This is a genomic window from Cuniculiplasma divulgatum, from assembly GCA_031200235.1.
Classification (GTDB): Archaea; Thermoplasmatota; Thermoplasmata; order Thermoplasmatales; family Thermoplasmataceae; genus UBA509.
On record CP133595.1, the window covers coordinates 1672556 to 1684280 of the forward strand.

The following is an 11725-nucleotide window of genomic DNA, read 5'->3' on the forward strand; positions in this document are numbered from 1 at the left end:
AAAAATGGTGGAAGACATTTACGTTAAGAGGGAATATCTAAAGGATCAGGATGTTACAGTTGAAACAAACTACAGGCTAGGGTTTGACGCCGACAGGACCTGCGGTTTCTCAAGGGTGTTCAAGGGACGGCTGGATGATAAGCCGGAAGATGAAAATTACGAGATCTACCAGGAACTTTATGAATGCGGACTTAACAGTGAAGAGGTTGAAAAAAGGCACATGAAGGTCGTTCAGGAAATTCTGGAAGGGAGGATAGACGTAGATTTCTAGTTAAATGGGCCTTCAATGTCCACTATTATCTTCTGGCCATCCTCAAGATGAAGTTTTTCCCTGAGGTACTCTGGCGATATTATTTCCATGACGTCGCTGTAGACAGATCTTTCCGGGAAGATTACCGCACATACAGTCCCGTTCAGCTGTCCACGGAAGCATTTTACTGGCCCGTAGGTTCTATCTTCAGTGGTGAACCCGTCAATATGGATTCCGTCCATGGTTCTCAGTTTCCTCAGTGAAATTTCATGGGACGGATCGATTTTAACATTCAGGGTGCCAAGAAATGGTATGTATCCAAGTTTTTCCTGGAACTGGATTACGTAATACTTCCTTGAAATGTAATATCTTCCTTCACCAAGGCCACTCTGTACAGTTCCGGCAAGTTTCATCTTCGTCGGCTTTTCCAGTATTATTCCCAGGTCCGTGTATTCTCTCATAAGTAGATCCATTCCTCTGGCTGTGATGGAAATCTCCTGTCGTCTTCCATTCATCTGCCTGGTTATCAGGCCTTCTTTAAGGAGATCAAGGATGAGCCGTGATGCGGTTTGCTGGCTTATTCCCATAAACTTTCCAAGATCTCCGGACGAAAGGGAGACCTGTTGTTTCGATCCGCCAATGGTCTTGATGGACTTTATGGCCCAGTACCTGTAATAAGGAAGTTCCGATGTCATTGTGATTGTCACCTGATTCAGGGGGCGGTATTCTTTTTTGCCATCCCGGCATTAACTGGAGATATCTATCCTGCTTTTTCCCCTTATGGAAAATGTCCTGATACCATTGGACCGTGCCCTCTCCGTGAGCTCCCTGTCGTTGGTGAGAATGGCAGCCTCATATGCCAGGGCAATATTCAGTATGCAGTCATCGCCTGACCCCTCGGATTCCACAATCTGAAATTTTGAGGCCATTTTCAGGGCACCGGAGGCTTCAGGAAGGCGGGTTGAAAGACCAACCAGCTCATCCAAGACACACTTTGGTATGAGAATTTTTCTTATCTCCGGAAACTCCAGAAGTTGCGCCCTTATGTCAACACGGTTCCTGATGGCATAAATCAGGCTATTAGTGTCGACAAATATGACTCCAGAGGACATGTGTTTATTGCTTCTCCCGGTCACGTACCTCAGCAATGGCCGTGTTGTTTCTTATCCTTTTAATCAGCACCTTTACGGTCTCGCCCTTCTTCACCCCGGGAACAAATATATTGAAACCCCTGTAAAATGCTCGTCCTTCTCCCGAGCTTCCCACCTTGGTGATCTCCACGGTGTATTCTTTTCCTTCCTCTATGGTTGTTTCATCATCCCTTGCATCACTTACAACCCTTATGGGATGCTGGGCTCCGCAGGCCTTACACGCCAGAACATAGGTTCTTCCTATCTTCTGTATTTCCGTATCAGGTGAGTGACATTCATAGCAGAACAGGTAGGAATCCATATACTGCTTTATCTTGGAAGAGATCTGGTCGCCTGATATCTTCCTGTTTATAATTAGCCGTTTGCCGGATATGGTAACGCCAATCCCGAATTCCGTCATCAGGAATTTTGCGATGTGTTTGGGATCGCGGTTCATCATGTCAGCAATGTCAATGAAGTTCCTGATTATTGTTGCCTTCCCCTCCTGTATCACATCTGGATCTGGAATCTGGAGCCTCTGCTGGTTCATATTTGATTTTGAAAGCACATTTTCGGCTTTCTTAAGCAATTTTTCATAATCCTGATTATCCATGGTATGGTCATTATTAGGGCGTTAATAACCTTAGATCATGGCATTAACATGAGAAAGGAAGCAAATTCGGAAAATTTGTATCTGGGATATTCCCTTGACGATCATGCTTTTTACGGTAATAGGCGGGAAATTTTGCAGTTTTCATAACTTTAATATGTAGTATAAATAATAAAAATGTACAAGGTATTGACCAGCATAAATCATCAAATAAAGCAAAGTTGTAATGAAATTTGATTTATGCTTGAAAATAGTCAGTTTTAACTGCATTAGAATAATACTATTGTCATTACATCTCGCGAAAAATGTATGTACACAGAAAAAAATTTAAATACATATAACGTTATAATCTTAAGAACAGAATTGACTCTTGACAACAAAGATACCAAACTGACCATCCGCATTGCGGACGAAGACCTACGGGAAATAGATGAATTCCTGGCCAGTAACCAGCGGTTTGGGAGTCGATCCGAATTCATTAGACATTCAGTTCTGGATTACATTTCCAGAACTCGCGTTGGAATAATAGATCAATCAGAGCCTGGACTCAAACTCAGCAAGAACATGGACACTATCATAACATCCGCAGTTCAGAAAGGCTTTTTCAAGACAAAGGAAGAGGTCATAGAAATGCTGCTGGAACGAGCAATGAAGAACAACGCTCTGCACGAAATACTATCAGAGAAACTTCAGAGTTACAGTTCAGTTGTTGAAGACCTGGAGAAATTCGATTCTCTTCAGGATAAATTGGGGATAAATGCTGCCAAGAAAAGAATATAGGAAAGGTGCATAAATGGAAACAATAAGTGTTCAGAACATAGAGGGCGTTGTCAAAGGTCTCATAAGGAAATACTATTCCGAGAGAATGGATAACGTTGTCATAGCTTTTGGAACTGCAGGAGACAAAGTCCTGAGAAACATAAGGCCTCTTCAGATACGGAGGACAGTCTACCGATCTGTCCAGTTGAAGAAGGAACGGGCGGTTTCACCAACGGTGCAGGCCCAGGATGCCGAGATAATACTGGCAGAGCCTGAGCCAGTTAAGGTTTCCATCATATCCAGAGAGGAATATGAGTATAGAAAGAACATTGATCAGTTTGATTGCTGGCAGGATCCACTGGAAGCGGCTACCGTTAACACCACATTCATTGAAGGCTCTGGTGATGCTGAGGCCACGGCAAGGGAACTCCTCTGTGAAGTGGAGAAATCCAATTCCTACATACTCATAAGCGGGTTTGGCGGTGATTTCGCTCAGGATCTGCACATGGCATTTTCACTTCTTCTCAAGGAAAGAAACATTCCCCATCTGAACGTTATAATAAAGCCATCCAGAGAAGACTTAAAAAGAAGGAAGACTGCAGAAAGCGGAATCAAGAAGCTTGAAGCCGCCTGTGGAAAGCCAAGGATTTATGACAATGAGAGGCTCATAGAGAAAAACAAGGAATATGCCCGAGAGAAAGATGGCGTAATAAGAAAAATAAATGTCAGAATCGCCAGGGACGTAGAGGTCTATTCCACAAGGCTCTCCAATGCCTCTGAACTTTTAAAATACCAGCTGTCAGCCTAAACAAGGCTGGCAGTTATCTCCCTTTCATTCATAGTTCTTTCACAGAAGTTGCACCTGATGAGAAGAGGCTTTTTGCTAATGAGACTGAACTCCCCCTGCACAGGTTCTTTCATGTTTGTAATGCAATTGGCATTGGAACATTTTACTATCCCAACAATTCTCTGGGGTAGCTCCACAGGAAATTTCTCTATGATCTCATAGTTGCTCACTATGCTGATGGTGGCGTCCGGCGCAATAAGTGAAATCTTATCCACCTCGAACTTCTCAAGATCCCTGTTCTCTATCTTTATGACATCCTTGGTACCCAGCCTCTTGGATGTCACTCTGATGCCAATGCTGATGGAGTTCTCAACGTGATCATCTATTTTCAGTATTGAAAGAACCCTCAGCGCTTTTCCAGGCGGAATATGATCAATTACAGTGCCGTCTTTTATCTTTGAAATTTTTAAGGTCTGTTCATCCATTTCATTCACCCCAGAATAAGTGATATTATTGCCATCCTAACCGGAACACCGTTATTGGCCTGCCTGAAATATGCTGCCTTAGGTGATGAATCAACATCGGGAGAGATTTCATCGACCCTTGGAAGTGGATGCATTATGATGGATTTTTCCTTCATTGCTGAAACCGTTTCAGAATTTATCTTGTATGAGCCTATGACACTCTGGTACTCATTGGGATCTGAAAATCTCTCCTTCTGAATTCTTGTAACGTAAAGCACATCAGTTTCCGGCAGCACCTCAGAAAGATTCTCGGTAACATTCAGCTTGAAATCCGCCGGCAGCATGGAAACAACATGGTCCGGCATCTTGAGAATTGGTGGTGCAACAAGGTTCACTCTGGCATTGAATCTTGAAAGAGCAAGCACAAGGGAGTGCACCGTTCTTCCGTACCTCAGGTCTCCTACAATTGTTACGGTCTTTCCACTGATTCCACCAAGTTCCTTTCGGATTGTGTACAGATCAAGAACGGTCTGAGTGGGATGCTGCCCTGATCCGTCACCGGCATTCACAATAGGTTTGGATGTAAATCTGGAGGCCAGCCTTGCTGCACCCTCCATTGGATGCCTGATTACAATTATATCAGAATATCCCTCTGCCATCCTCACTGTGTCCGCAAGTGTTTCACCCTTGGCCACGGATGATGACTTTGCCTCAGGAACACTTATTACGGAACCTCCGAGCCTCTGCATGGCACTCTCAAATGAGAGCCTGGTTCTGGTGCTTGGCTCGTAAAAGAAAGTTGCCATAATCTTTCCTTTCATAAGTTCAAGCGGTTTGCCTGACTTGAGTGATTTCTCCATGTTTTCTGCGGCCTTGAAAATCTCTGAAAGTTCATCGTCACCGATGTCGTTGATGGACACAACGCTTTTATTTCTTAACATCGGGATGTTGCATTGTGCCGCCAATTAATAATCTTTGCAGGTTCCAACAGCATAATATTTGGGATGGCTCGCATCTGCACTAAATGCCTTCAGCTCTAATATATGAAGAGGTTCGGTGCATTTTCTGCATGATTACTGGCATTCAAGTATTGCAATCCGAAAATTTCTGAATTGTTGCATTAGAAACAATGCCTGGAAGTTAAAAATCAGTGTGCAGGAATAAGGCCACTGACTTTGAAGAAAATTGGAACATAAAGCATCCATTACAGTACGGTAGTCAGAATTGACGCTGGAAGTCTGGCCACAATGATTTCCTGTGAGATTTTGTTTTCATTATACCTGACCTGTCTGTCCATCTAATTGATTCACGGGTTAACAGAATGCGTACATTAGATGATCAAGTGAGGTCGCACATGTTACAATCGTCGCCAGCCATAGGACAAATGTGCCCCTCTGTCAGTACATTTTTAAGGTTTCTGTCCCTCATGCAAGGTGATGTCCGGAAAAACTTCAGAGATTTCAGGCTTCTATAAACTGACGCCAGAAGAAAGGGCCCAGGTTGTTGCGAGATTTGCTGGCCTTAATGACTCCGACATTGAAGAAATCTCAAAGACTGGTTCACTTCCTCTTGACCTCGCTGACAAACTCATTGAAAATGTCATTTCAACGGTCGAACTGCCAGTTGGAATTGCAGTCAACTTCCTCATTAATGGCAGGGATTATCTCATACCCATGGCCATAGAAGAAGCCTCTGTTGTGGCTGCATGCAGCAACGCTGCCAAGATAGCGCGTGCATCTGGGGGCTTCCAGTCAACATCCTCTGATCCTGTCATGATAGGGCAGGTGCAGCTCATGGGTTGCGGAGATTTTGGAAAAGTGCGGGAAGCCGTTGAAGAACATAAGGGTGAAATTCTTGACCTGGCCAACAGCAGGAGCAGGACTCTTTCATCCATGAAAGCAGGAGCAAGGGATGTGGAGATCCGGAAGATCAACGACCCAGAAGGAAGCATAGTTCTTCATCTGAAGGTAGATGTACGTGATGCAATGGGGGCAAATGTGGTCAACAGCATGTGCGAAGCTGTTGCACCCTTCCTTGAGAGTATTACAGGATGCAAGACGAACCTGAGGATTTTGAGCAATCTCACGCCAGACAGGATAGCACGTTCAAAAGCAAAGTTCAGGAAAGATCTCATAGGGGGAGAAGAGGTTGTGAAGAGGATCATAAGGTCCTATGAAATGGCGGACGTCGATCCCTACCGCGCTGCCACGCATAACAAAGGCATCATGAACGGTGTTGACGCCGTGATCCTTGCAACCATGAACGACTGGCGTTCTGCGGAAGCTAATGCTCATACCTATAATAATCTGAGCGGACACCTTTCACTTACTAGGTACAGCCAGGATGAGAATGGAGACCTGATCGGTGAAATTGAAATCCCTGTGGCAGTTGGTACTGTTGGTGGCTCTACAAACACAGTCAAAAAGGCGGCAATATTCCGAAAGATACTGAGTGTGGGTTCTTCATCAGAATTTGCTCAGGTTCTGGCAGCAGTTGGTCTTGCACAGAATTTTGCTGCACTGCGGGCTCTGTCTGCAGAGGGCATTCAGAAGGGGCATATGGGGCTGCATGCCAGGAGTCTTGCCGTGTCCGTTGGAGCAAAGGGGAACGAAATTGACCGAATAAGTGAAACCATGGTAAGCGAGGGAAATATAAGCATGGCAAGAGCCCGGGATTTACTGGAATCAATAAGAAAATCAAGTGCCTGAATCTGCCTTTCTATTTTCAGCCGATTTTGATCGTAAATTTGGGAGGGATCTTCATACATTTCATGGAGAGGCAGAACTCACCGAATTTATTTATATGCAGATAAAATCATGCAGCTAGGTAAATTAATGGACCAGAGTGTTGAGGATATAATCGAAAATGGCGACAAATTCTTCCAGAAAGACAAGCTCATAGATGCCATAAGAGAATACCAGAAAGCTTTCGATCTTGTGGGAAAGGAGGAAAATGATGACACTGCCGATCTCGCATATAAATTATCGCAGGCTTACAACTCCCTTGAAAGCAAGAATGACCAGAATTCAAGGAAATTTGCCGAAATTTCACTATCAATTCACAGAAAAAATGGAGAGAAGGAACTGGAAGTTATGGACCTGATCAATCTGGGTTACATCGAGCTCGATGCATCAAAGAAAGAGGAGGGTGAGGCGTTCTTCAACGAAGCCCTGATGCTCTCAGATTCCCTTAAGGACCCCTTCCTGTTCTGCACTTCCCTGAATGCCATTGCAGAAATGAAGGCCGCTTCCGCAAAAACCAGAAATGAGGCTTCTAAAATGTACGAACAGGTTCTTAAGATATCCGAAGAGACTGAAGACTGGGAGAATTTCTTTGAGGCAAAACGTGGGCAGATAGGAATAATCCGCTCCGGTGGCGAAGAAGAAAAGGCGCTTCAGTCAGCCATGGAAGCTCTTGACAAAATAGACAAAATCGCGTCAGGAATCAAGAACAAGAAAGAAAAGAAGGAATTTCGCAAATCGCTTTCTTTCATATACGATCTGGCTTCAGACATAGCCATGGAGCTGGAAAATGTTGAGGAAGCCATAAAGATCGCCCAGAGGTCAAACCAGGACTGAGCCTGGATTAATCCAACAATCATCAAAGCCCTACGATTTTTTTTCCATGCTGCGGTTTGACCATCTTGTACCGACTTCATTAAGGTATTCTTTGATGTCTATACCCTCGTCGGACATGACGGAAAGAAGAGCGGTTTCAAAACTGATATACTTCATGGGTTGGAGAACTTCTCTTGCCCTGGTTATGGCCTCCTTCTTGGTGAGCTTCCCTGAAGCGGATATTGCTTCCAGAAGCCTGTCCACGAGAGGCCTGTCCCCAGATTCCTGGAAAAGTTGATCACGTGTGACCGAGAAATCAAGCGGAACAATTATTCCGGAGGTGCTGAAATTTGGAACGTAAGCGCTGTCTTTCTTCACCAGTATGCCCTCCTTCACCGCCGCTTCAAGGAATTCCTTGACCGTTTCAGGATCAATCAGGTTTTTCTTGAAGGACAGCGAGGTGATAAAATCCTGCTGTGTATAGGATGCTGCACCCTTTTTAGAATTGGATACAATGGCCACAAGCTTCCTGGCAAAATCCTTGTTCATTTTCCCCTGCTAATCAGTACAGTCCATAAATACATTATGAGTTAAAGCCGCAGGCCGCCAGGTCATCATGTGCATTCAAGCATCACCGTACTGGATGTTATAGAGGCTGGAGAAGAGCCCCTCCTTCTTCATCAGTTCCTTGAATGTCCCCTCCTCTGCTATGCTCCCATCCTTGAGTACCACGACCCTGTCCACCAGAACAATCATTGAGAACCTGTGAGTTATGAGAATGAGTGTTTTTTCCTTCACGAATTCCCTGAGCGCCTCTATTATGAGCTTCTCAGAATACGGATCGATCTGTGAAGTCGGTTCATCCAGTATGAGTATTTCTGGATCACGTGCAAATGCCCGGAGTATGGAGACCGCCTGGCGCTGGCCCTCGGAAAGGTTTCTTCCCATTTCCCCCACATTGGTGTCTATTCCCTGGGGCAGGGACGAAAAGATATCGGCAAGTCCAAACCTGCTGATAAGTTCAAGAACATGTTCCCTTGTTATGCCGGGGTCCACGAATATTATATTCTCCAGTACTGTGCCCCTGAACAGGAAAGGGTCCTGCAGAACCGGTGTCATGAGCTTCCTGTAGCTCCTTGTGGAGATTGAGATCAGATCCCTGCCGTCTATGAGTATCCCGCCAGCCTCAGGCCTGTAGAATTTCAGCAGAAGATTGGATAGGGTGGTTTTCCCGGCCCCTGTGTGCCCAACCACTGCAACCTTCTCACCCTTCCTTATGGTAAGGTGAATATTCTCAAGGGCATTCCCTTCACCATATGAGAAAGACATTCCTTTGATCACAATTGAATCCTTGAACTGGACCTGGCTTTCGCTTTCCTCAGGCTCCTTATCTTTTGGCTGGTCAATTATTCCGTATATCCTGCTTATTCCCACAAGTGAAGACTGATAGGAGTTATAAAGCTGGGAAAGCTGAATTACGGGATCAAAGAACTCCTGGACGTAGACAACGAATGCAACCAGAATTCCCACTGAAGTAACGCCGTGTATTAGCTGCAATGCCCCGGCAAGAAGAACAATGGCAATGCCGGCAGCCTCTATGATCCTGACAGATGCCCCGTAAGCGGAGGATAACCTGGATGCCTTCATATTGGCCCTGAAATTCCGGTCGTTCAGGACCCTGAAGTTATCCTCAGTTCTCTTCTCCACATTGAACGCCTTTATGGTGCGAATGGCAGAAATGTTCTCTGCAAGGTTCCCTGTTATGGCCGCAATGGTCTTCCTTGTTCTGAGATAATTCTGCCTCACCCTGGGCTGAATAGACATGGTGAATGCCATCAGGACAGGAATTATGATGAGGGCATAGAGTGTCAGGTTGAAGTCCTTGTAGAACATAATTGATATGGAGACAATCACTGTGGATATTCCCGCAATGACAGAAGGGAGCTGGAAAGTCAGGAACTCGCTCAGAGTTTCGGCGTCATTTGTTATCCTGCTGATGAGGTACCCGGTCTTCACCTTGCTGTAGAACGCCTCCGGCACGTACTGCAGGCTCTGGAAGGCTCGGTCCCTCAGGCTCTTTATCTCCTTCTGCGCCAGCACAGTTGAGCTGATGGTACGAATCCGGTTTGAGAAAAACTGAACCAGGTAAAGAAGAAAGAATAAGGATGCGAACAGCTCAAGGTGGAACACATTTCTTGCAATAATGGCGTTGACCGCAAAGCCAAGCATCAGCGGATATAGTGTTCCTGCAATTGCCGTTATCAAGACAGTTGTGACCAGGGCGGCACTGTCCCGTCTCATCTGGAATATCTCCCGAACCATTCTCCGGAAAGATCCAGAGCCCCTGGCAGTCTTTATGATCTGATCCTCCAGTTCTTCATATGTCTGAGGCATTTCCCACCCCTGTGTAGCTGATTCCTGCACCACTGGTTATGCCTTCAAGATCCCTGCTGATGTCCATCACAGGTACGATTCTGCCTTCGTCCAGTTTCCACACTCTGTCTGCAAACTTCAGAGCTGAAATGCGGTGCGTAACAAGGAGCACAGTAATGTCTCTCAGATCCTTTCTGATATTCCTGAAGATCCTGAGCTCCGTATCAGGATCCACACTGGAGGTGGCATCATCAAGAATAAGCAGTGATGGATGCGAAACAATGGCCCTTGCCAAAGCGACCCTCTGCTTCTGGCCGCCGGACAGTGTGATTCCTCTCTCTCCCACCTGCGTATCGTAAGCATCGGGAAGTGATTCAATGAAATCGGCTATCTCAGCAGTACGCGCTGCATCCCTTACACTGTCGTCTCCAACATCTTCGTTCCCGAATGCTATATTCTCACGGATTGTCCCGGAGAGAAGATTTATCTCTTGAGGAACCAGGGAAACAGCTGATCGCAGATTCGCCAGTGGAATCCTGGAAATTTCGGTTGAGCCGATGTACAGGTTCCCCTCATCCGGGTCATAGAATCTAGGAATCAGGCCTGTTAGCGTTGTTTTCCCTGTTCCCGTCTTTCCGGTGATGGCCGCAAACTCACCCTTTGGTACCACCATGCTTACGCTGTCCAGTATCTTCCTTCCATCCCGGATGAAGGTCACATCCTGAATCCTGAGGTCTCCATCAGGACGAACCCTGTCGCGGGTATCCACATCCTCTTCATCCGTTGAATCCGTCAGCAAAGAAACCCTTTCTATTCCGGCCCTGGCGTTCTCGGAGAATACTATGAGCCTTCCGAATGAGCTCACGGGTGAACTCATCACGCTGAAAATGTTTACGGCAGCAACAAGTGGCCCCACGTCGGAAGCAGATATAACATCGATATATCCTCCATATATCAGAATGGCCGTGGCTGCAGCGCTCACTATGAGAGGCATCAGGTTGTTGTAAAACCCCCGCAGCCTGGCAACCTCGATGTACTCGTCATAATAACTTTCAGTGGTGTCGGAGAACCTCCCGATTTCAAGATCCTCGGCAGAGAATCCTCTCACCACGCGGTTCCCAACAATGTTCTCCTGCAGCCTTTCATTCATCTGGCCGTAGTATGTCCTTATGCGTCTCCACCTGGATCTCTGCTTTCTCTGGAATGCCATTCCTGCATAGATAAGCAGGGGAACTGAAAGCAGGAAGATGAGGGCAAAGTAAGGATTGATGGTGAGAAGAAAATAGAGGGCAAAGACAATGAGAAATATTGTTGGAAGCATCTGGGAAAACAGCATGTTAAGGAAATTTCTTATGGCATGAATGTCCATGGTTGTTCTTGAAAGGAGATCCCCGGAAGTCTGCGTCTCGAAAAATTTGAACCTCTTCCTCATAAGGTGGTGAAATACTGAATCTCTCATGCTGAATTCAAATCTCTGGCTTATGTACTGTGAGCCATAGCTCACAACAAACTGCAGGCCACCGGTAATTGAAGAGACAATAATTATGAGAATGGAAACATGCAGGACACCGGAATAGCTCATGGATTCAATGGCTGTAACTGCATCTCCAATATACACAGGAATCAGAAGCCGGGTAGCTGAGGCAAACATGCCTGCGGCAATGACTGAGATCATTACCGGCCACTTGCCGGCCAGGTACTTCGCAGCAAAGATCATGGGGTAAAAAACACCCAGAAACCCCCTGAATCTCATAAGCATGTCCCTGAACTTACTCATTAAATATACGACCTTCTA

The 11725-nt window shown here is 45.7% G+C and carries 13 protein-coding genes; 5 read left to right on the forward strand and 8 right to left on the reverse strand.

What is annotated here, in order from left to right:
- The first annotated feature begins 4 nt into the window (after positions 1-4).
- Positions 5-271 (forward strand): hypothetical protein, encoded by a 267-nt coding sequence (locus RE469_08825; GenBank protein ID WMT44295.1) that lies wholly within the window; start codon positions 5-7, stop codon positions 269-271.
- Here the strand turns inward: RE469_08825 and RE469_08830 are convergent.
- From RE469_08830 to RE469_08840, 3 genes are read right to left on the reverse strand one after another with little or no spacing between them, the layout of a single operon-like run.
- Positions 268-945, reverse strand: a complete 678-nt coding sequence (locus RE469_08830; GenBank protein WMT44296.1) for a DUF120 domain-containing protein — start codon at positions 943-945, stop codon at positions 268-270. The genes RE469_08825 and RE469_08830 overlap by 4 nt on opposite strands.
- A gap of 51 nt (positions 946-996) precedes the next feature.
- Positions 997-1362, reverse strand: a complete 366-nt coding sequence (locus RE469_08835) for a hypothetical protein (GenBank protein WMT44297.1) — start codon at positions 1360-1362, stop codon at positions 997-999.
- A gap of 4 nt (positions 1363-1366) precedes the next feature.
- A complete protein-coding gene (locus RE469_08840) occupies positions 1367-1993 on the reverse strand; it encodes a translation initiation factor IF-2 subunit beta (protein WMT44298.1) in 627 nt (208 codons plus the stop codon).
- 360 nt (positions 1994-2353) lie between these two features.
- Between RE469_08840 and RE469_08845 the strand changes: the two genes are divergently transcribed.
- Together RE469_08845 and RE469_08850 are read left to right on the forward strand one after the other, a co-directional pair.
- Entirely contained in the window at positions 2354-2770 is a 417-nt protein-coding gene (locus RE469_08845; GenBank protein WMT44299.1) for a ribbon-helix-helix domain-containing protein, read from the forward strand.
- Between the two features lie 13 nt (positions 2771-2783).
- Positions 2784-3557 (forward strand): hypothetical protein, encoded by a 774-nt coding sequence (locus RE469_08850; GenBank protein ID WMT44300.1) that lies wholly within the window; start codon positions 2784-2786, stop codon positions 3555-3557.
- Here RE469_08850 and pyrI read toward each other — a convergent pair.
- Positions 3554-4021 carry an aspartate carbamoyltransferase regulatory subunit gene (gene pyrI, locus RE469_08855; GenBank protein ID WMT44301.1) on the reverse strand — a complete coding sequence of 156 codons (468 nt, stop codon included), beginning with the start codon at positions 4019-4021 and terminating at the stop codon, positions 3554-3556. The genes RE469_08850 and pyrI overlap by 4 nt on opposite strands.
- A gap of 5 nt (positions 4022-4026) precedes the next feature.
- Positions 4027-4941, reverse strand: coding sequence for an aspartate carbamoyltransferase (gene pyrB / locus RE469_08860; protein WMT44302.1), 915 nt, complete (start codon positions 4939-4941; stop codon positions 4027-4029).
- Between the two features lie 495 nt (positions 4942-5436).
- Here pyrB and RE469_08865 point away from each other — a divergent pair, with 495 nt between their 5' ends.
- A complete protein-coding gene (locus RE469_08865) occupies positions 5437-6708 on the forward strand; it encodes a hydroxymethylglutaryl-CoA reductase, degradative (protein ID WMT44303.1) in 1272 nt (423 codons plus the stop codon).
- 126 nt (positions 6709-6834) lie between these two features.
- Complete coding sequence (locus RE469_08870) at positions 6835-7578, forward strand: hypothetical protein (GenBank protein ID WMT44304.1); 744 nt, start codon at positions 6835-6837, stop codon at positions 7576-7578.
- A gap of 30 nt (positions 7579-7608) precedes the next feature.
- Here RE469_08870 and RE469_08875 read toward each other — a convergent pair whose 3' ends face one another.
- The 3 genes from RE469_08875 to RE469_08885 all read right to left on the reverse strand — a co-directional run bounded on the left by RE469_08875 (position 7609) and on the right by RE469_08885 (position 11707).
- On the reverse strand, positions 7609-8106 hold the full coding sequence (locus RE469_08875; protein WMT44305.1) for a DUF2240 family protein: 498 nt from the start codon (positions 8104-8106) through the stop codon (positions 7609-7611).
- Between the two features lie 75 nt (positions 8107-8181).
- Complete coding sequence (locus RE469_08880; protein ID WMT44306.1) at positions 8182-9951, reverse strand: ABC transporter ATP-binding protein; 1770 nt, start codon at positions 9949-9951, stop codon at positions 8182-8184.
- Entirely contained in the window at positions 9935-11707 is a 1773-nt protein-coding gene (locus RE469_08885; GenBank protein ID WMT44307.1) for an ABC transporter ATP-binding protein, read from the reverse strand. Before RE469_08885 ends, RE469_08880 begins: the two co-directional genes overlap by 17 nt.
- Positions 11708-11725 lie beyond the last annotated feature (18 nt).

What these genes read in the sequence shown, in the direction of transcription:
- RE469_08870 (WMT44304.1), top strand. Translation starts at nt 6,835, where the DNA reads ATGGACCAGAGTGTTGAGGATATAATCGAAAATGGCGACAAATTCTTC.
- RE469_08835 (WMT44297.1), bottom strand. Translation starts at nt 1,362, where the DNA reads ATGTCCTCTGGAGTCATATTTGTCGACACTAATAGCCTGATTTATGCC.
- RE469_08865 (WMT44303.1), top strand. Translation starts at nt 5,437, where the DNA reads ATGTCCGGAAAAACTTCAGAGATTTCAGGCTTCTATAAACTGACGCCA.
- RE469_08840 (WMT44298.1), bottom strand. Translation starts at nt 1,993, where the DNA reads ATGGATAATCAGGATTATGAAAAATTGCTTAAGAAAGCCGAAAATGTG.
- RE469_08875 (WMT44305.1), bottom strand. Translation starts at nt 8,106, where the DNA reads ATGAACAAGGATTTTGCCAGGAAGCTTGTGGCCATTGTATCCAATTCT.
- RE469_08825 (WMT44295.1), top strand. Translation starts at nt 5, where the DNA reads ATGGTGGAAGACATTTACGTTAAGAGGGAATATCTAAAGGATCAGGAT.
- RE469_08880 (WMT44306.1), bottom strand. Translation starts at nt 9,951, where the DNA reads ATGCCTCAGACATATGAAGAACTGGAGGATCAGATCATAAAGACTGCC.
- RE469_08850 (WMT44300.1), top strand. Translation starts at nt 2,784, where the DNA reads ATGGAAACAATAAGTGTTCAGAACATAGAGGGCGTTGTCAAAGGTCTC.
- pyrB (WMT44302.1), bottom strand. Translation starts at nt 4,941, where the DNA reads ATGTTAAGAAATAAAAGCGTTGTGTCCATCAACGACATCGGTGACGAT.
- RE469_08830 (WMT44296.1), bottom strand. Translation starts at nt 945, where the DNA reads ATGACATCGGAACTTCCTTATTACAGGTACTGGGCCATAAAGTCCATC.
- RE469_08885 (WMT44307.1), bottom strand. Translation starts at nt 11,707, where the DNA reads ATGAGTAAGTTCAGGGACATGCTTATGAGATTCAGGGGGTTTCTGGGT.
- pyrI (WMT44301.1), bottom strand. Translation starts at nt 4,021, where the DNA reads ATGGATGAACAGACCTTAAAAATTTCAAAGATAAAAGACGGCACTGTA.